This is a genomic window from Bacillus sp. NPDC057893, from assembly GCF_042796455.1.
In the GTDB taxonomy this organism is placed as follows: Bacteria; Bacillota; Bacilli; order Bacillales; family Bacillaceae_G; genus Bacillus_A.
Genome location: NZ_JBHVNG010000008.1, coordinates 13,766 through 34,113, shown reverse-complemented (window position 1 = coordinate 34,113; position 20,348 = coordinate 13,766). Strand labels below are relative to the sequence as shown.

Genomic DNA, 20,348 nt, shown 5'->3' with positions numbered 1-20,348 from the left:
AATTACAGGAATTACTAGTAGCCTCATAATATTTCCTCATATATTCATGCCTCTGTTTATCTCTTGAGAAACTTTGCACCTTCACACAAATTGAGGGGGAAGTTTTCTTGGCTAAAAATAATCTAGATAGTTTAATTTCTAATTGTTCCTGTATCTTTTATTTTAACGTGTGTATTCACAAGTATTTTAGCTTTTGAAAAAGCGCGCAACCAATCTTCTTTTACCTTTTTCCATTCTTTATATTGAAAAGCTCTAGCGTGTAATGATAAAGCAATTGGATCAATTTTATTTCTCTGCATATCCTGTAACATGCCTTGTAATTTTTTATTGAACTCTTCCTGGATCTCATGTTCCAATCTACCTATATTCTTATTACCATGTAAACGAGTTTTAGTTAAGTTTCCGTTGGTTTTTTCAATTAAGGATACATTCATACTTACATCTATATTAAAAATAAATTTACCTTTTTGGAAATCAACACTAATTTTTCTCTTTGTATTTTGTACGAGAACAGACGTATTTGGCTTTTTATCAGATTTTTTTGGAGAAAGAACAAGGTGTAGTATCATCCGACCTGTATTTTTTGACTTATTAATAAGGTTGAAAAACTTCACATCGGTTTTAGGAATCTTCGTTAAGTACTTTCCTTGATGATTTAAAAATGCAATTCCTACCGTATCAATTTCATTATTTGTTTTCTTGATAATGGGAACAGTTTGCGTCATTCCCTGTTCATTTTTTTCTCTCATTAATTGTTGAATCGTGGAAGAGACGGATTGATTATTTTGAATAGACGATTCGATTACACCCTTTATATAAGATGGAAGTGATGGCTTATCAGGCCTATTAACTTTAAACACATCTTCTGCCGGTCCATCAACAAGCACCACTTTAGCATTGATGGTAGCGTAAGGATCACGGTAAGAGGAATCGAGCGCCTGTATCCAATTTTCTTCTTGTGCTAATTTATCCCCAATTAAAATAACTTCAGCTTTGGATGATGTCACATACCCTGTTAATTTCGTATCCATTTTGCTAAATCCATCATATATGGTTGACGCCTGAACCCAATGCTCTACAGTACTGCTTTGCTGTTTATGATGAAAGAGTGGTATGCTTGTGCCCACTTTTATGTTTCCATTAGAAGTTCTATCTAAGCCGATTAATAGGATTAAAGAAACTTTTTCAAGAGGAATTCTCTGACTACAACCAATTAAACATACACAACAGATTACAATCCATATCCATTTTCGAATCAAAGCTGTTTCCTCCTAGTAAACCAAGTAAAAACAATGCTGTAAGCGAAAAAGAAGATTGGTAATAGAATAAAGAAAATGATATTTAAGATATCCATAAGAGAATATATAAATAAATATTGATCCACATCGGGGTTTAGAAAAATGAATAAGCCGACTATTAATAGCATAAAACCAACCAGCACCCAATTGCGAACGGTTTTTTGAAATAAAATGGTCACAGATTCGAAACTGAAAAATAAATACGGATATATTGTAGTGGAAAATACAATCAAATAGTAAGCGATATATAAAATTTCTAATCGTTCTATGAAAGAAAAACGAACTCCTTTTAACAGATGAAATACTGGCCAAATTACGTCTTTTATCCCCTCCGGACTAAAGTATATATAAGAAAGAATAGTCACATATAGATAGAAAAACATGGTTCCAGTATTCGCTATTAGTATTCCTTTTATGGCTTTTTGTTTTTTTTGTAAGAACGGATAAATAAAATATGCAATTTCTAAGCCCGCATAAGGAGTAATGGTTTCTTTTGTTGCCTTTACAATAGGGTATAAGCCATCTTTAAAAATAGGTAGTAGGTGTAAAGGATTGTAGTTACTCTTTAGTGAAAAAAGAAGAAATAGTGGCATCCAAGTAGTGAAGAAGAAAACAAGCATAGAATAACTAGTAAGAGCCCTTAACCCACTCAGGGCTAAAATAATAAAAGGCAATAGTAATAATATGGAGATTTGATAAGCAGGAGTGGAAGGGAATATCCACACTTTTACAATATCAGTTGCCTTTAATAAAGTATTAAAACCAGCAAAAAATAGATAAAAGGCATATAAAAGAAGAAAAATTGTCCCTAGCCATTTACCAAAGTATGCATTTAAGATCTGAGAGAAATTCTTGTTAGGATTTTTTCGTAACATTAATATAATAATTACGCCAATTATAGAAGTAATTATCCATCCCAGAATGATAGAAATCCAGCCGTCTGTACCAGCGGTAGTGGCAAGAGGGCTTGGCATAATTAACATACCTGATGCAAGTTGCAGTGAATGAATGAAAACAATATATTCGAATAAGGTTATACTTTGGAATTTAAGATTCCCCATGCGAGCCACCTTCTTTTTTCTTTCTTTGTTTCGGCTGTCCTGTGCTCGAGCGGGTGGTGATCATAGAAATAGGAAATCTTACAAAAGAATCTTTTAACTCTTGGAGACGAAATGGTGCTATTGGCAATCCATATGGTGAACCATAGGAAGTTAGTGAAACAAAATGAGCAAATAAGAGCATTAATCCACTAACAATACCTACAATTCCAAAAAAGTAGGCAAATAACATCATTGGAAAACGAATAAGCCGAATACAACTTGATAAATCATAATTAGAAACAACAAATGATGCAATGGCAGTAATAGATACGATAATAACCATAACATTACTCACAAGTCCCGCTTGAACAGCTGCTTGTCCAATTACAATCCCTCCAACAATTCCAATGGTTTGTCCAATTGGTTGTGGTAGACGAATACCAGCTTCACGAAGCATTTCTAATGTGATTTCCATAATAAATGCTTCTAGTAAAGGCGAGAAAGGGACTTTAATTCTTGACGTTGCAATAGAAGTATATAGATCTAAAGGAATGATTTCAAAGTGGAATGAAACCATTGCAATATATATTGCGGGTAAAAATATAGCTATAATAAATCCTAAAAATCGTAATAAGCGAAAAGATGATGCAATCAGCCAATGTACATTATAATCATCGGGAGTCTGAAAAAATCCAATTAAATTCATTGGAACGATCATTGCACCAGGAGATCTATCAATTAACACTGCTACTTTACCATCAAGAATATGATTAGAAATAGCATCTGGGCGTTCACTTAAATAAGCCTGTGGAAAGGGAGTCCAATTTTGATCTTTTGTAAAGTTGGACAATTCTCCTACGCTCAATACTGTATCAGTTTTAATTTTACAGATTCTTGTCTCCACTTCCTGTACCACATCTTCGTTAGCTACATCGCCTAAGTAAAGTAAATATACAAAAGTAGTGGCCCGTTCTCCGATTGTCAATTCTTTGATTTTTAACTCAGTAGAAGGAATATATCTACGAATGAGACCTATGTTTTTAGTGGCATTCTCAATAAACCCATCATGAGAACCTTTAATGGTAACTTCTGAAATAGGTTCCTGAATCGATCTTTCTGCCCATCCCTTTGTATTTATGAGAAGGGCTTTCTTTTCTCCTTCCATAAACAGTACACATTGTCCCTCGAGCAGCCCTTTTTTAATTTCATTCCATGTATATACTGTTTTTGTATAAGTAGCAATAATATTAGAATTAAATACTTGCCTGTCTTCATTTACTTCTTGTAATAATGGTGTAACGACATTTCCTTTTAGTGCAAAACCATCTGTCAGACCTTCAAAATAATATAGTAAAACATTCGTTTTTGTTTTTAATTGTAATGGATGTTCAACTAAATCGGCACAAATATCAAAGATCTGTTCTAATGTATTCTTAAGTTCTTGTAAATTATTTGTCTGGATAGTTTCAACAATGGTATTTTCCATGGTTTCTAAGGTCTTTTCATTTAAAGACATGATTTACACCTCTTTACGTATAACAGTCGTGTTTTTATTATTTTTATATAATCAAATTTTATTCATTGGGATAGCAACACATCGCTATCAACTTGAAATTTTGTGGCACCCCATCACCATCAAGCTAAGGGAATCAGGAGGGTATATATGAATGTGATTTTTTGAAATTTCTACGACTACACTAAAGATGTGCATAACAAATAAACCTATTAAATAGGTATTTCAAAAAATATTATGCAACATTGAAACTCTGTGACAACGTATAATCGTACACAACACCTAGGATATCATAGACGGTTTTCTTTTCGTACCGGTGAGATTTTTTACCGTTTTTCTCTAAAAGATAAAACAAACGCAGTAAAACTTTTAATAATTCATGGATGTCCTTTTGTAATCCTTCATAAAACAATAGATAATAATTCTTTATCATATAGATGGATTTGTATTCACTTAGCTCTTTCTTTTTCTTATCCAAGAGTAACTGACGCATTTTAAACATCGTCGATGAACAGAGTAAAATACTAATGAGTTGCCCATATAAATGGCATTCTAAGCGTTCTTTCTTGATTTCTTTACACTTGTTAATTTGAAAGAAAGATTTCCATGTTTTAAATAAAATTTCAATTTGCCAACGTAATGAATAGAAGTCATGGATATGTTCCGTTGGAACATTTTCTGCAGAAAGATTCGTAATATACACATTGATTCCACTCAACCGTTTACTCCGTTCTTTGTAGATAATACCTTTCTTTTTTTCTCTTTTGGTTTGTTTTTTCAACCTTTTTTCTGTTTGTTCCTTTGTTAATCGATGAATAATAACACGAGCTGGTAATTTTTGATACTGTCCAATGTATGCCTCTGGAACCTCCATTGTTTGACCAGGGGGCAATTGATTCATGAGTTCTTCCATATCTAACTGAATATAGAGTGTTCCTTTCTTCATGGTCCCATTTCGAAAATACTCTGGCTTATCATTCTTACAATAGATTCGAGAATTTAATTTCAAACGTGAGACATAGTAAGCTCCTTTATCATGGACCTTCTGTAAGTCATGTAAGTCGAAATAACCTAAATCTCTTATATACAAGTCTTTTGGTCGAATGGTTTGTAGGCTTGTTGAACCAAAGGTTTTATCATTTTCTCTTCCTTCTCCTACATAAACGTGCAGGAACTTTCCACTCAATAGGTCATACTCCAATTGAATTTTAACTCCTGCCGTATGGCTACTTCCACCTGAACCTTGATGATGTGAAGAAAACTTATCTGGAAGCTGAAATGTTGTAGAGTCTAGAATCCGAATGTGCTTAAATGTCGTGGTATATTGATGAATTATTTCTTTTGTTGAATGAATTCTTTGAGTTAAAAGGTTAGCTAGAACTTGTTCAAGAAACTGTACTGCGGAAGCATTAAATCGTTGGTTAAGTCCTTCAGGGCTGATAAGAATACCCGTAGATACTTCAAGGCAGCTACATAATTGTGTGAGTGATGTACTTGCAATCTGTTGACTAAGCCATACACATAAAGCAACTAACACCTGTGCTTGATATTTACTCTTTCGCTGAACGAATCCTTTTTCTTTGGCTAGGTGTTCTAGAACATGAGGAGACATATGTCGTTGTAATTCTTCAGCAATCGGTTGAAGTTCGTCAAGAATCGAAAGATTCATAAAGAAACGCCATCCTTTCCTATAATTCTCCAGAAAGGATAACGTCTTTTTTGCTTTATGGATAGTGCAGAACCTTAGCTTTATATCCCTAGTAAAGAAAAAGGGTTTGCTGATACGACGATTGATAAGCGTACAATGTATTTAATGGCTGAACTAGGAGAACTAACAGAAGCGGTTTTAAGAAGAAATGATGATAATATAAAAAGAGAAATAGGCTTAGAAATGTTCGATGTAATTTGGAATGTATGTGATTTAGTGAATAAATTAGAAATTGATTTGGTGGAGGCATTTCAGGAGAAGATGGAAATTAACCGAGATAGAGTGTGGTGAAGATACATATAATAATTCTTATGTAAAAGTTAAAAATGCTCAGGGGCTATGCTCAGAGCGGTTTAATTCGTTAGATAAAAAAGAGTTTGTGAAATGCTAGTTGTTTAGAGGGTGTTAAATATTGTAAAATGAAAATGGTACCGAAAAAAACATATGGGTACCGAAGGTTTAGGGGGCGGATTATGAAACAAAGAATCTTAACAGAAACAATTCATCAAATTCAAATGAAGGGGTTTATATTTACAATTAGTGACTTAGCAAAACAATTAGCTGTGAGTAAGAGGACAATCTATGAGCACTTCTCTTCAAAGGGTGAGATAGTAGATGAAGTTATTTGTAATGTAATAGAAGGTATTCAAGAAAAGGAAAAAAATATCGCTGAAGATGATACGTTACAAACAGTTGAAAAAATAAGACGCATCTTAATTAGTATTCCACAACAATTTAAATTCATGGATGCACGTTTATTAGTAGAACTAAAAAAACACCATTATAATCAATGGTTGAAATTAGATCAATTTTTACGTGAAGGTTGGTCTACTGTAATCCGGTTAATAGAAGAGGGAATGAGAGAAGGGAGTATTAGACAAATTCAAGTTCCGTTTTTTATTGAAGTATATTTAGGAGCACTGAATCGCATATATGATCCTATGTTTATTGAAAAGAGTGATTATACATTGGGGAGTATGCTTGAATCTATTATGGACATGTTGATGTATGGAATTTCTAATTCAAAATAGAAGGTGGGAGAATAATGCAGTGGATTTATTTATGCTTAGCAATTTTATTTGAAGTAGCGGGTACAACTGCGATGAAACTATCTGATGGATTAACGAAACTTGTTCCAAGTATTCTTATTTTTGTATTTTATGTAGTAAGTTTTTCATTTCTGTCATTTGCATTAAAGGGGATGGAGGTGTCCGTTGCGTATGCGGTTTGGTCAGGTATGGGAATTGTTACGATTACAATAATTGGTTTCTTTTATTTTGGAGAAAGTATCAATGTAATTAAGATACTAGCGATTCTTTTTATTTTAATTGGAGTCGTGATCTTAAATTTTAATAGTGCGGCACATGAAGAGAAGAACAAAGAAATGGTGGAGGAACGTGTACATTGAACCGTTTAAAATATTTTTTCCTTATTACTGATATTGGGTTTATTATATATTGGTTCATAACAATTTTTCATATGATTCCACAAGAATATTTGTTTAAAGATTATCAAAATCCTATTTTAGTGGCATGGAACTGGTCTTTTCTACCTTTAGATTTATTAATCTCGTTGACGGGATTTTTAAGTTTGTATTTGTATTCTAAACAAAAGCATATTTGGAGCCATTTTGCGTTTTTATCATTAATTTTAACTTTTTGTTCAGGATTACAAGCTCTAGCATTTTGGACAATCCGTTTAGATTTCGATATTTCTTGGTGGATTCCTAATTTATATTTATTAGTTTATCCATGCTTTTTCTTAAAAGGTATTTGGAGAGAGTGTGGATGGTATGAGACTAACATGAGATAGTAGAGAAAAGAATTCAATAGGTATAATCGGAGCGGAGGAAGAAAGTGAACTTATAATAGGGGTCTCGCCACATTGCTATCAAGTTAAAAAATCTGTTGTTCCCCAAAACGATAAAAATAAACTTCGGTGCTATAAAAACACAAAATTTCCATTTAGGGGGTACTTTAAAATCTTAGCTTGATGGCGATGTATGGTGACCCCATTGCCATCAATTTAAGAATTCAAAATTACCCCAAACAAAAAAATGAGCTCAATTCTCATGGACACCTATGAAAAGATGAAATTTTCGTTTTGGGGGTAATTCAAGATGTTAGCTTGATAGGCATGGGGTCGCACCAACATTTCGCGAATTTCGTGCGCTAAGCAAATTTCAACAAAGAAAAAGCCAGTTTCCTGTAAGTTAAGGAAATTGGCTTTAGTTTGTATTAACTTAAAGAGATTCTATGATTTTATAATAAGTGGACTACCAGCACTTCGTAAAAAAATCATACTAAGCACATTTTGATAAAAGGGCCGATTTTTACGCCTTCCTTGTAAATTGTGTTGCATAAATAAATGCTCATTTCTTTTGGTGTTTTGATTTTTCTTCAACAGGAATTTGCATATTCATAATTATCTGTCCTTCTGGATAAAACAGATTCAATTCATGTAGATCTGTTTCAATTACATTACATGATCTAAACTGTAAACCATTTCTCTCTATATAGTCTGTAATATTTGTATATATTTGACGTCGTACTTCATCCATATGCTCTTCTGTACATACGTAATCAACACAAAGATAATTACCTGCAGGTATACTAAGAATATCAACATGCTCTATCTCTGTATCGTTCAAAACAGGATAATAAACTGATAGTCCCAGATCATCATTGAATAAATTCTTAATAGAACACATTGTTATAAATTGTTCTTGAAAAAATTCACCTTGCTTAAAAATAGAACGGAATTTATCAAAAAAGGATTTTACACTATTAAAATTTTCTCCTTTGATGTGATAATATTTTCTTTCCTCAAAATAGACACTCTGAATTTCATTGAAGTTTCTACTTCTATTTTGAAGGAGATCGAGGAGCCTAGTAATTTTCTTTTGCATTTCCATAAATCGATAAATTTCAGTTTCAATATCATTTTTTTTGTTCTGTAAGATATTTATATTGTTTATTATATTTTTCTTATTTATTACTAAATCAATTTCTTCAATTGAAAAACCTATATCTTTACAAAAAAAGATTTGGCTAATTCTCTGTAGGTCTTCATTTCCATAAAGTCTATAGTTATTTTTACCTACCTTTGGCTGAACTAGTCCTTTTTCTTCATAGAATCGAAGTGTTTCTTTCGTTGTATTAAAAATCTTAATTACATCACTTTTAGTTAACTTATAGCTATCCATCTAATTATATTGCCTCCTATAAGGAATAATATTCATACTATAAACTATGTGGTTACTTCATAGTCAATAAATAAAAAGAAATTCTTTTTAACCCAAAATGATCGTTTAAGGAACTCTATTTAGTTCTAACAAAACTCAAAGAAATACGGTCAAAAAATAGTTCCAAAACGCATTGCCAAAAACAAAGTATCATAACAAACATCAAACACCGTTTAAGGAACCTTCTTAAGTGATTCAGCCGAGATTCGTGTAAAAATGGGTCATATTATGGAATTTATTTCCACGCTATGACCTTCTGTTATTTTAATACGCATATGTGCATTGGCTTTTTGTATCATTTGCATAAAGTTTGGTAATTTAAAAAAAGATTGATAATTTGTATTAAATTCGGATATAAACTGTTTCTTATTTTTGAGGAGATCTCTAAGTGTACAGAGATAATAAAGTTGTTTAATTTACAATAAAGTCGTGTAAAACATAATAAAGTTGTTTAAAAAACACCAGTCATGTTCTTCAACAATTGGGCCATTTAATTGAATAAGACTACACAAAAAGTCGCTTTCCCTTACGTAAGGAAAGTGACTTTTTAGATTGATTTTCCCTTTGTTATCAAGCTATTTACTTTAAGTTCCTTTGACTAATTTTGAAAATGTTGTTGACTATTCAGTTGAACTGTATTATGTTATTATTAAGTTGAACTATATAGTCGAACTGAATAAAGGGTGAGGATATGAAACATAAATTATTACCGTTGTCTGAAACCATGCATTATATTTTATTAGCTATGCGTGAGCCACTCCATGGCTATGCTGTAATGCAGAAGATAGAAAAGATAAGTAACGGTACTGTTATTTTAGCAGCTGGTACATTATACGGTGCGATTGAAAACTTGAATAAGCATGGTTGGATTGAACCTGTTGGAGAGTTAGGTCGAAGAAAAGTTTATATGATAACTGCAGAAGGAAGCGCCATTTTGAAAATGGAACAAAACAGGTTATTGCATATTTTATCCCTGTACGAAGGAAGTGAATCCAATGAAGAAATTTAAGATGTTTTTTGATATTGAAAAAGAGGAGCAATGGTTGAACGAGCAATTACAAAAAGGCTATCGTTGTACAAATATTAGTGGATTAGGAATATACACTTTCGAAAAAACTGACAAGAGATATGTTATGCGACTTGATTATCAAGATTATTTACCTAAGAAAAAGTTGGTTGAATATAAAGGGATATATAAGGATTTCGGTTGGAACTATATAAAGGGGTCCTGGCTTAGTGGAATACGGTATTGGCAAAAAGAAGATGATGATCAAAATGAAATCTTCTCGGATCGCCAATCAAAGGATAATTATTATAAAAGATTAATGGGTTATTCATTTTGGTTTGGTACGCTGTGTTTAGCTTATTCTTATATGTTTTACAAGGGTTCGAGATTATATCATGAAGGTCTTTGGAGTATGAAAGATTCATTATTTTGGAAGGCATTTTTATTTGAAACTCCATTTGTCCTTGTGAAGTTGTCTCCCACACTTCTGTTTGTTTTTTTGGGTAGCATTTTCTATAAAGTTTATCGAAAGTATTCAATGTTAAAAGAAAAATAAACGTTTTTGAAATCTTCCAGAATCGGGCGCTATTCTTTTATAGAGAAGCGTCTTTTTCTTGTATTTCAAGTGTTGTCATGGTTAAGTAATTTTTTTGTTTTCTACGATTGTTGAATAGCTAACGTATAAAAGAGACTCTCCTTGAACATAATAGAATCTAGATTAATTGATTTATAGAATGGGAGCGTGAGGAATAATGTTATTATCTGAGGCCTGGGAACAGTATCAATTAGATAAAAAAAATTGAGGGATATTCACCTCTGACTTTAAAAACATATTATTTTCAATATAATCTTTTATTACGTTATTTCGGTGACATTAACATGAGTGAATTTACTACAGAAAAACTAAAGGGTTACTTAATTGAAGCAGGAGAACACTTAAAGCCATCTAGTTTAGGACACCGAGTTCGTTGCATCAAATCACTTTTTAGATGGACACATGATGAAGGTTTTATTCTTAAAAACCCTGCTGCTAAATTAAAAGAGCCGAAGTTAGGCAAAATAATCCCAAAATTCCTTTCGGAACTAGAGATTGAACATCTTAGGGAAGCATGTCATAACTCAATGGAGAATGCATTATTTGAATTTTTTTATTCTACTGGCTGCCGTATTGGGGAAGTCGTAAAACTGAATCGTGTCGATATTAACTTCTCAACGAATTCTGTCATTGTACATGGGAAAGGTGATAAAGAAAGGGAAGTATACTTTAATACTCGTTGCACCATTTGGTTAAAAAGGTATCTAGATGAAAGAGGTGATGAGGAGCCTTGTTTGTTTATTACGGAAAGAAGGCCAAAAAGACGTATGAGTATTGATAACCTAAGATTTATTATCAAACGTATATCAAATCGTGCCAGGATTAAAAAGAGTATTCATCCTCATCAATTACGTCACAGCTATGCTACACATATGATTAACAACGGTGCGCCACTTGAAGTGATACAAAGCTTACTTGGTCATGAGAAGAGTGAAACCACGAGAATATATGCTCAGCTGAGCGGAAAGTTGAGACACGATTTTTATATTAAATATTTTTGAAAGCTACAGAAATTAATCTTCAATCAAAATCGAGGCGTGCATATATATAGACGTAACTTTTTGAATTGCGCCATATTATTGAACAACACCTTTAAAGAAAAATGAATGTCTATGTTAATATATAGATGATATTGTGATGGAATGTACTTAAACTAACGGAGCATTTTTTTTGAATAAGGTATCCAAATAAATTGATAAGACTTTAGGGAAAGGTTATGGATACTTATACACACATCATGGTAGTCATTATAAATGTTGGATTGGTAGCCTTAGAACAATAAAAAAAGACCCTTAAAGGGTCTCATAATTAGCTATATTGAAACTGAAACACATTTGTCTATTAGAGAGTAAGGCGTTAACGCCAAGCTGGGGAGAATGTCATGTACACCAACATAAGAATTTTTCTCAACAAATTTGCCATCAGCAATGCGTAAAAGCATCATAAGAGCGAATCTAATGTTTTTTAAGCTACCACTTTTTTATTTTGGACACTATTTATCTTTTTAGTATAAATTTCTAGCTATTTCATCTTTTACTGTGATCCCTATAGCTTCTAACTCTGCAATTTTTTCAGAAAATTGCGGCAGATATCTTTTATGTGCAATTAATAGTTCATCTAGTACACGTTTTGCTGTTTCGCCGCTAGGGATTAACGGGTTTATTATAAAGGCTTGTAATGCTAATCCGTAATCACCGGTTACTGCTGCTTCTTCCACACATAGTTCCATATTCTTCATTAATTGCAGCCAGCCTTTTTCTACCGGTTGAAGAGAACCGAAAGCAATCGGTCTTGCCCCTGAAGCACCAATATATGCAGAAACTTCCACAACATCGTCCGGAGCCAAGTCTGGAACAGCACCATTATTTTTTGTTGAAACTACGATGTGTGTATTTTTATTTGCATAGATGGAAGCAATGGTTTCACATGCAGCATCTGAATAGTGGGCACCTCCACGTTTAGCCAACTGTTCAGGTTTATAATTTAAGTTAGGATCCCTATACAATTCAAATAGTTCTGCTTCTGTCTCCTTAACTTGTTGGGCTCTTGTTCCAACGTTTGAATCATTGTATTCTTCAAGCAAATGTTCTAACATCTCGTCATACCGGTAATAATAACGGTGATAGCCGCAAGGTATCATATTCATCTGTTTCAATTGTTCTTTAAAAAACGGAACATCAAAAATATTTGACGGTATACCGGAATCTCCATCATACAATTTATCGATGATTTCGGAAGTTACATCATTTCCCGTCAAATCTTTAACTCGATGCCAGTGAAAATGATTTAAGCCAGCAAAAGTATATATTAGCTCATCCAAGTTTTTTCCTATTAATTCTGGCTCAGCAATCATGGCATTAACTGGAACATTGCACAAGCCAATAACCTTTTCCCATTTACCATAACGAATAATTGCATCCGTAACCATTCCACTTGGGTTTGTGAAGTTGATTAACCAAGCATTCGGGCATAATTCTTTCATATCTTCCACAATGCTTAAAATAATAGGAATCGTTCTGAAGGCTTTGAAAATTCCACCTGCCCCGTTTGTTTCTTGACCTGCCATCCCATAGGATAAAGGAATTCTTTCATCTTTAATCCTAGCATTTAGTAAGCCAACTCTAAATTGGGTAGTAACAAAGTCAGCATCTTTCAATGCTTCACGACGATCTAATGTTAAATGGATTTTGACATCATATGGAGAAGCGTCCCACATTCTTTGAGCCATCTTACCAACAATTTCAAGTTTTTCCTTCCCATCTTTAATATCAACAAGCCACATTTCTCTAATTGGCAATTCTTCATATCTTTTAATAAACCCTTCCATTAATTCAGGAGTGTAACTGCTGCCTCCACCAATCGTTACAATTTTTATACCTTTTGTCATTTTATTTTTCCCCCTTTTTCTCTTTTCATTTTTGTTATTTTTTAATCCCTATTAAGAAAGGGAGTGTTTCTCTTTAGCTGCTGTATTTACATACAAACAAAAAATTTGTAAATTGAATTTAAGAATGGGGATAGTAATATTAAATAGATTGTTACTTCCTCCTTTCTTACCTGTAGTATAAAATAAGGAGAAATATAATCAATATAATAAAGAGGAAATCATTCTTCATTTACATTTTCATTTACAAAATCAAGTCAATTTTGTAAATGAAATTTACAAACGAAAATATTAATAGAGGTGATTAGATATGTTACTGATAGAGAAAATGAAAGAAGATATTTTTTCTTCATCTGAAAGGGCAATAATCGTATATTTGTTTAAACAGAGAGAGAATATTAAAGATAAAACAACTAAACAAATTTCCAAAGAAACATACACTCATCCATCCACCTTAATTAGAATTGCTAAAAAACTGGGATATAGTGGATGGGTGGAATTAAAAAATAGTTTTCTTGGCGAAATTGAATATCTAAATAGTCATTTTTCTTCTATTGATGCTAATTATCCTTTTGACGATCGGGATAGTATCATGACCGTTGCAAATAAAATGGCTTTATTGAATCAGACAACTATTAGTGATACTTTGTCTCTCTTAAATCATGATGATTTGCAAAGGGCAACTAATATGTTGGATAAAGCAGCTCATATTAAAGTATTTTCTATGTATCATAATTTATTGATTTGTCATGATTTTAAATCGAAGATGAACCGAATTGGAAAACATGTCAGTCTATGCACAGTTGATCCTCATTTCGAAGCAGTAAATTCTAATACTGAAACTTGTGCAATTGTTATATCTTATAGTGGGGAAAGTGAGGATATTGTCGGTCTGTTGCCATTTCTTAAGAGAAAGAAAGTACCTGTCATTGCTTTAACAAGTATTGGAGAAAATACCCTAACAAAATACGCTGATTGCATTTTGCGAATTACCACTAGGGAGAGATTGTATTCAAAGATAGGCAGTTTCAGTTCGAATGATTCCATCTGTTTTCTTTTAGATGTTCTCTATGCTTGTGTTTTTTCCGAAGACTATAAAAATAACCTCGAATATAAAATTCGCATTTCTAAATATTTCGATCACAGAAAAAGTTCCAATAAAGTTATGCAAGAAGTTAAACACGATAATGTTTAAATGAAGTTGTAACAATTTGTATTATTAATCAATTAACAATGACACCTCAAAAGGCTTATTTTTTAAAATTGTGAAGTATTACAATGAAACTATCGGGTGCTTTAGTTTCATTTTCCTTTCCATAGTAAAAGCTAAAATAATTAGTGGTTTATTCAATTAAAGGGCGCGATTGTTGAGTAACACAAGTAGAAAATGATTAAACTTTTTTAATAATTATTCACTAGCAACACACAATCCAAGCATTTTGCCCAAACCTTTTTCAAAATGTTTGGGTTTCTTCTGTTGAAAAATCAATTGTTGTAGCATGCTTTTGATCAAACTTTATTACAAACCAACAAGTAGAGAAATTTTTTATATAAGGACAAACAACATCGTAAAATCTTTAATTTCATATATAAAATTAATAAGAATTAAGATATGATGAAAGCAAGCAAATACTTCTAAATCTATCTTGCAAAAGGACACACCTACGCATACATATGCCATAGGTGCGTCCTTTTTTCGTTGCCTATAAATTCCTGGAAAAAAGAGAGGGGGAAGGTGTATTGTGTACGGGTGAAATATCAACTACAAATGTATCTTTTGTGAATGTGGAGAGTCAGAAGCAGAATAAGGGAAGTTGAAATATCAACATATCCTAAATGTAATAAGCGTTTATTCAGGGCTACGTTTAATGAACATCCAAAGTGGGTTCGATTTTGCTTGTGTTGTAACTATAAAGAAGTGAATCCAGCATATAGTCCATTTTTATATTAAGTAGAGAGATACGCTTATAAGGGAGTAATTAATGAAAACATCAATAAAAATTCTTATATTGTCTGTAATTTAATTGGATATATTTTTCGGAACGTTTTCTTGGTTTTTTATCCTTATATTTCTCGCAGGTTTTATGGCACCTCAGCCGACTTACTTAGAGTCTTTGGAAATTCTAGTAATCATGTGCTTATATGGCAATACATATGTGTTATGGTTATTTCGCATTTTGTCATGGGAGAAAAAACGTCATGCTCGAGTGCAATTATTCGTTTTTCTTAGTTTAGCAATATTACATTTTTATTTATGGATATGGTACGCGTTTTAATTAGGAGGGAGATACTACGGTATGAAACCATGGATTAAGATTGCTTGTATAACATCATTAGTCTTTCAAATTACAGTATGTAGCAGTTCAACACAAACAAATGATTCTAAGGCAGTACAAATAGCACGGAAAACCGTTCAACAGGGTACGGAAACAAAAAAGAGTAGTATCGATATTCCCGGAGCGTATAAGGACAAGTTAAAAGGTTTAGATACGGTTAAAGGGAAAGTGGTATATACGAAAGACGGAGACACAGTATAGGATTGTGATTTAAACCATAACCTTGCCAATTTGGCAAATTTATGGTTCTTTCTCTTCGTGGCAAATTTATGCTTCCAACGATAAAATTTTTAATCACTCATAAAATCGCTTGAAATTATAAAGGCGTTAAAAATAAGGTTTTACTAAATTTACTTAAAACCACTTAATTGCAGGAGTGTTCATGCACCTTATAACTTAAACTTACTTGCGAATAAACTTATTTTAACTTAAGATATCCTTATGGAGGTTACTTATGAATCAAGAAGAACGATTGATACGAGTCCTTAATTATTTAGAAATACAAAAAACCATGAATATAAAACAAATGTGTGAAATGTTTCATATCTCACGAGATACTGCAAGAAGAGATATAGTAAAACTTTCAAGAAATAAAGCAATAGTTAGAACCTATGGTGGAGTGGCTTTAGCTACTTTTCATAAGAAAATTGATACTTATCAAAAGCGGTCACAGACTGAATTAGAAACGAAAAAATTGATTGGAATGAAAGCTGCAAATATAATTGCAAACAATGACATGATTTATTTAGACGTTTCAACAACAGTCAACTTTGTAGCGCAACATTTGCAATCAAAGAACGTAACTATTGTGACGAATTCGATTGATACTGCTTATATGTTAGCTCAATCTGAAGATACGACTATTCACCTTTTGGGAGGAACTTTAAATAAGGTTTCTCGACATACTACGGGGACTTCGACCACTGAAAAACTCAAAGATTATCACTTTGACAAGGTGTTCATTGGAACCGCAGGTATTACAGAAGACGGGATATACTATGGTTTTGAAGAAGATATTTATTTCAAGCGTGAATTAATAAAACATGCTGATCAAGTTATTTTAGTGGCAGATCACACTAAATGGAATCAGCGACGAAATTATAAGGGTTTAACGCTTGAATCTATAGACACATTCATTACAAATCAAGTTATGTCTAATGATTTATATAATACTTTGAAAGAAAACGGTGTTGAAGTAGTAATTGCAAGTGAAGATTAAAAAATAGGGAGGATTTATTTTGATTACATCTCTTGTTTTTGACGTAGACGGCACAATTTTAGACACAGAAAAAGCAATACTAAAATCCTTACAAAAAGTTTTAAAAGAAGAACTAAAGGAAGATTATGCGTTACAGGATTTAAGATTTGCATTAGGGATTCCTGGAAAAGAAACCTTAAAAAAATTAAATGTACAAAATATAGATGTTGTTCATCCGAAATGGGCCAAATCTGTACTAGATTTTTCTCATGAAGTCTCCGTGTTTGAAGAATTAGAAAGCATTATTAAAGAGTTATCCCTTAGTAAATTAAAGCTTGGTATTGTTACATCAAAAACTAAGCAAGAATTAATAGATGAGTTCGAGCCATTTGATCTAAGCGGTCATTTTGAACATACAATTTGTGCGTGTGATACGGATAAACACAAACCACACCCTGAACCATTATTAGCTTGTTTGAAACAATTAGATGTTCCTAATAATGAGGCAGTATACATTGGAGACTCTATATACGATATGCAATGTGCGAAAAGTGCTGGTGTTAAATTCGCACTCGCTTTATGGGGCTCAAAGACAAAAGAAGGTTTTGAAAAAGCTAATTATGTATTAAATACCCCAAAAGATATTTTGGATTTAATTTAATTAAGCTCGTTTCTAATCAAGACATTAAATTACTCATTAAAAAGTCGATTTCTTAACGTACAGGAAATCGACTTTTTATTTATAATCCCTTCATCCAATTCTTTCTACATTTTAGGCATCTTTGCAGCAGGAACATCTAGAATTAGAGTGTAAAAAATGTATCTTGAATAGTAGAACGAAAAGATTGGCAACGAATTTGTTTTGCCCAAAATGCCGTTTCTGCTTCTCTTTCTTGTAATGTCATGTTAGTTCTAAAGGGAGAAGGAAGAATAAGAGCAGTTACAGCTGGCATTGAATGAAAAGTTATATTATCTAGCTTTAGAAATTTTCGCCACATATTGAGATCATTCCACACATCCTCTGGTCCAGGACTCCATCCTTCAAGAAGACGGTGATAGGTATCTATGGGGTGTCCAGCAATCGTAGGACTAAAATTTATATGACTCTTTCAACATACGATCGCGAGTCTCAAGTTCCTCAAATGATCCCTGAATGGCCATCATTTGTTCCTTATTCACAATAGCCATATAGCGGCTATGTACAAAATCTGCTTTGAATAAAGCTTGCTCCATGTATTGTAAGTGATCAGGAAACCATGAATCATCGTCACTCAGATAACATACAAATTTTCCTTTTGCCAATTGTAATGCCTCATGTCGATAAATTTCTCCGTTCCTTGCACCTGAGCCTATAAAAACAGAGAAGAAATCTTTAATCAAGCTCCTGCTTTTCAGCATGAAATACACCAAAACAATTACTTAAAATATTATTCATTTATCAATCTGAGTATGCTTTTTTAACTTTGCAACAGCAACCATAAATGCTCTTCATAATAAATATAAGGTTATTTTATATATACATAGATTTTATTCATCGTAAGCCTACTGAAAATAAGAAAAAACGTAAAAAGACAGCGGCTTATATTGTCATGCAATTTAAACTTTTAAAAGGGTGAATGGGGTATCGAAAGCGGTACAGTTATCTTTTAAACAAAGGAGTCAAAGTTAATCTGTCTCAAGTAAGACACGCCTTATGTAAGGTCAGCTTAAAGTGAAAAATTGTCACTTATTATAAGAAACAAAAGCAAGAACACAATACGTTTCCTAATATATTAGAACGCTCTTTTATACCTAGTACGAAGGAAAGACCAACAGTGGTTGAGGAAATACAAATTATATTAGGTAGATTGGCAATAAATAGTGATTTATCACAGCTAACAGAGGAAGAAAAGCGGCAATATTACCATTTTGTATGCAGAAAATATGGACTAGATCCATTTACAGGGTCGTTTGCTTTTATTCGGTTTAAGGGAAGTAAGTGAACTACAGCTATAGGCGCAGTTCCTATTAGTACAGAAGTTGGAAGAAAACTTAGTCCCGCTCAGTTAGCTCATACACTGATGACTTGTGAAACCAAAGCAAAGAGACGAGCGACAGTATCACTGTGTGGTTTAGCTATGATGGATGAAACAGAAGTAGGTATACTTTTTGGTGTAAAACGATTTGATATACAATCCGTCATCGAAAATAAAGATTTACCTCTACAATCCAAACAATCTTATGGCGGTTATACAGTTATGGTAAAAGAATCAATGGGAAAATCAGAACTATTTGAGAAAGAAAAAATAAAAAAAGAAGTGACTGTTTTGACAGAATTGAGAGAGTCATAATGGTACATCAAAAACTTCATGAATAGAAGAAGTGCACCTATTATCATATAGAATTTGTTGTGAAGGATGAAAGAAACAAGCAAGCATACAATAATGATGAAGTATGGCATTATATATATTTCTTATATTAGCACTTATTTATTTGTCAATTCTCCTTTGCGTGAAAGTAGAGTGCACGAAAACGAAAGTGTAACGAATCTTGAGATTACTATTGAAGAGGGTGTGCTTATTTATTGAGTTGTAGTGCATAGATACTACAAGAGAGCATAGGATACACATATTTCTAGAGTGATTATGTAATAAGTGAATATATGAAGAAAACAATGTTGCAAATATGAGAGGTTGAAAAGAAAGCTCACAAACCAACGTAGTTTTAAGAATAGTAGTAAATAAAAAAACTGTATCTAGCCTGAAAAATACATCGAAAGGATAGCACCGGTATTTAAAGTATCTGGGGATATATTGTAAGGAAGGCAGATGTTCAATGAGTATATGCTTATAAAAAACACTGTAAAAAAACTATTGTATGTTAAAAATTTATATGTTACATTAATGTTACAAAAGTATTACTTTGTGTGACTTTTGTTTCATTTTATCTTCTTATTGTTTATATTTTGTTACAAATCATATACTAGAAACGTTATTTCTATGTGCGTAAGAGTGTGTGTAGTAAGAAGTCTCAGTTAGAACTTCATACATTATATTAAAAATCCTTTCTGTCTTAAAAGAAGAAGAATACCAACTATTTAGGGGTTTTTAGGTAATGAGATTATATAAAATGTACTTCCTTTCCCACACAATTTAGTACATATTTAAGGTCCAGTCTAATTGCTGCGCAGCTACTTTTACATATGAGTGTATCGAAATAAATGAAGAGATTGGTAATTATAACAGCATTAAAAAATTAATTTCGAAATGGATTTAAATAGAGTGATTGAGGTATATAAAGTGAAAAATTCTTATAAAGTGTTTATATGTATTTGGATAATTATTTTGTTGTTTTTTGTAATTTATTTTGGATACAAAATGACATCTGATAATAATCAGGTATCAATACAAGAAAAACAGGTAAAACAAGAGGTTCAAAAAATGTCAGAAGAATCAAATGAGAGAGAAATAGAATCCTTTGAAATATTCTAAAAGAAATCAGTAATAAAAAGAGGGCAGTTACGTACTAACAGGTTCCCTTTTGAGGT

The 20,348-nt window shown here is 32.5% G+C and carries 19 protein-coding genes and 1 pseudogene; 12 read left to right on the top strand and 8 right to left on the bottom strand.

Annotation, left to right across the window (positions count from 1 at the left end; all coding sequences use genetic code 11):
* Positions 1-131: 131 nt before the first annotated feature.
* The 4 genes from ACFVQC_RS24645 to ACFVQC_RS24630 form a co-directional block, all read right to left on the bottom strand.
* The gene (locus ACFVQC_RS24645) at positions 132-1,259 is read right to left on the bottom strand and encodes a Ger(x)C family spore germination protein (RefSeq protein WP_377899487.1); all 1,128 of its coding nucleotides are present in this window, start codon (positions 1,257-1,259) and stop codon (positions 132-134) included.
* Positions 1,256-2,359 carry a GerAB/ArcD/ProY family transporter gene (locus ACFVQC_RS24640; RefSeq protein ID WP_377894507.1) on the bottom strand — a complete coding sequence of 368 codons (1,104 nt, stop codon included), beginning with the start codon at positions 2,357-2,359 and terminating at the stop codon, positions 1,256-1,258. The genes ACFVQC_RS24645 and ACFVQC_RS24640 overlap by 4 nt, the downstream gene beginning before the upstream one ends.
* Positions 2,346-3,854: a spore germination protein gene (locus ACFVQC_RS24635; protein WP_377894504.1), complete on the bottom strand. Its 1,509-nt coding sequence runs from the start codon at positions 3,852-3,854 to the stop codon at positions 2,346-2,348. The genes ACFVQC_RS24640 and ACFVQC_RS24635 overlap by 14 nt, the downstream gene beginning before the upstream one ends.
* A gap of 232 nt (positions 3,855-4,086) precedes the next feature.
* Positions 4,087-5,520, bottom strand: coding sequence for an IS4 family transposase (locus ACFVQC_RS24630; protein WP_377899486.1), 1,434 nt, complete (start codon positions 5,518-5,520; stop codon positions 4,087-4,089).
* A gap of 84 nt (positions 5,521-5,604) precedes the next feature.
* Between ACFVQC_RS24630 and ACFVQC_RS24625 the strand changes: the two genes are divergently transcribed.
* From ACFVQC_RS24625 to ACFVQC_RS24610, 4 genes are all read left to right on the top strand, one after another.
* Positions 5,605-5,850, top strand: coding sequence for a MazG nucleotide pyrophosphohydrolase domain-containing protein (locus ACFVQC_RS24625; RefSeq protein ID WP_377899523.1), 246 nt, complete (start codon positions 5,605-5,607; stop codon positions 5,848-5,850).
* A 182-nt stretch (positions 5,851-6,032) separates the two neighbouring features.
* Positions 6,033-6,590 (top strand): TetR/AcrR family transcriptional regulator, encoded by a 558-nt coding sequence (locus ACFVQC_RS24620; protein ID WP_377899485.1) that lies wholly within the window; start codon positions 6,033-6,035, stop codon positions 6,588-6,590.
* Positions 6,591-6,604: 14 nt separating this feature from the next.
* Positions 6,605-6,967 carry a DMT family transporter gene (locus tag ACFVQC_RS24615; protein WP_265621163.1) on the top strand — a complete coding sequence of 121 codons (363 nt, stop codon included), beginning with the start codon at positions 6,605-6,607 and terminating at the stop codon, positions 6,965-6,967.
* Positions 6,964-7,371 carry a YvaD family protein gene (locus tag ACFVQC_RS24610; protein ID WP_265621162.1) on the top strand — a complete coding sequence of 136 codons (408 nt, stop codon included), beginning with the start codon at positions 6,964-6,966 and terminating at the stop codon, positions 7,369-7,371. Before ACFVQC_RS24615 ends, ACFVQC_RS24610 begins: the two co-directional genes overlap by 4 nt.
* Positions 7,372-7,930: 559 nt before the next feature.
* On the opposite strand, the gene ACFVQC_RS24605 is transcribed toward ACFVQC_RS24610, so the two are convergent.
* On the bottom strand, positions 7,931-8,764 hold the full coding sequence (locus ACFVQC_RS24605) for a MerR family transcriptional regulator (RefSeq protein ID WP_377899484.1): 834 nt from the start codon (positions 8,762-8,764) through the stop codon (positions 7,931-7,933).
* Positions 8,765-9,494: 730 nt separating this feature from the next.
* Between ACFVQC_RS24605 and ACFVQC_RS24600 the strand changes: the two genes are divergently transcribed.
* From ACFVQC_RS24600 to ACFVQC_RS24590, 3 genes and pseudogenes are all read left to right on the top strand, one after another.
* Positions 9,495-9,812, top strand: a complete 318-nt coding sequence (locus ACFVQC_RS24600; protein ID WP_340853655.1) for a PadR family transcriptional regulator — start codon at positions 9,495-9,497, stop codon at positions 9,810-9,812.
* Positions 9,799-10,365, top strand: a complete 567-nt coding sequence (locus ACFVQC_RS24595; RefSeq protein WP_377899483.1) for a DUF2812 domain-containing protein — start codon at positions 9,799-9,801, stop codon at positions 10,363-10,365. The genes ACFVQC_RS24600 and ACFVQC_RS24595 overlap by 14 nt, the downstream gene beginning before the upstream one ends.
* A 196-nt stretch (positions 10,366-10,561) precedes the next feature.
* A pseudogene (locus ACFVQC_RS24590) lies at positions 10,562-11,405 on the top strand (tyrosine-type recombinase/integrase).
* Positions 11,406-11,908: 503 nt separating this feature from the next.
* Here ACFVQC_RS24590 and ACFVQC_RS24585 read toward each other — a convergent pair.
* Entirely contained in the window at positions 11,909-13,291 is a 1,383-nt protein-coding gene (locus ACFVQC_RS24585) for a 6-phospho-beta-glucosidase (protein ID WP_377899482.1), read from the bottom strand.
* Between the two features lie 307 nt (positions 13,292-13,598).
* Here ACFVQC_RS24585 and ACFVQC_RS24580 point away from each other — a divergent pair, with 307 nt between their 5' ends.
* The 4 genes from ACFVQC_RS24580 to ACFVQC_RS24565 all read left to right on the top strand — a co-directional run bounded on the left by ACFVQC_RS24580 (position 13,599) and on the right by ACFVQC_RS24565 (position 17,483).
* A complete protein-coding gene (locus ACFVQC_RS24580) occupies positions 13,599-14,483 on the top strand; it encodes a MurR/RpiR family transcriptional regulator (protein WP_377899481.1) in 885 nt (294 codons plus the stop codon).
* Between the two features lie 1,102 nt (positions 14,484-15,585).
* Positions 15,586-15,825, top strand: coding sequence for a hypothetical protein (locus ACFVQC_RS24575; protein WP_377896057.1), 240 nt, complete (start codon positions 15,586-15,588; stop codon positions 15,823-15,825).
* A 253-nt stretch (positions 15,826-16,078) separates the two neighbouring features.
* Positions 16,079-16,843, top strand: a complete 765-nt coding sequence (locus ACFVQC_RS24570; RefSeq protein ID WP_377896056.1) for a DeoR/GlpR family DNA-binding transcription regulator — start codon at positions 16,079-16,081, stop codon at positions 16,841-16,843.
* Positions 16,844-16,862: 19 nt separating this feature from the next.
* Positions 16,863-17,483 carry an HAD family hydrolase gene (locus ACFVQC_RS24565; RefSeq protein WP_377896055.1) on the top strand — a complete coding sequence of 207 codons (621 nt, stop codon included), beginning with the start codon at positions 16,863-16,865 and terminating at the stop codon, positions 17,481-17,483.
* A 142-nt stretch (positions 17,484-17,625) separates the two neighbouring features.
* Here the strand turns inward: ACFVQC_RS24565 and ACFVQC_RS24560 are convergent, their stop codons facing one another.
* A complete protein-coding gene (locus ACFVQC_RS24560) occupies positions 17,626-17,820 on the bottom strand; it encodes a hypothetical protein (protein WP_033718471.1) in 195 nt (64 codons plus the stop codon).
* A 91-nt stretch (positions 17,821-17,911) separates the two neighbouring features.
* On the bottom strand, positions 17,912-18,220 hold the full coding sequence (locus tag ACFVQC_RS24555; RefSeq protein ID WP_157383879.1) for a glycosyltransferase family A protein: 309 nt from the start codon (positions 18,218-18,220) through the stop codon (positions 17,912-17,914).
* 719 nt (positions 18,221-18,939) lie between these two features.
* On the opposite strand from ACFVQC_RS24555, the gene ACFVQC_RS24550 reads away from it, so the two are divergent.
* Positions 18,940-19,152: a hypothetical protein gene (locus ACFVQC_RS24550; protein ID WP_377899480.1), complete on the top strand. Its 213-nt coding sequence runs from the start codon at positions 18,940-18,942 to the stop codon at positions 19,150-19,152.
* The last annotated feature ends 1,196 nt before the right edge of the window (positions 19,153-20,348 follow it).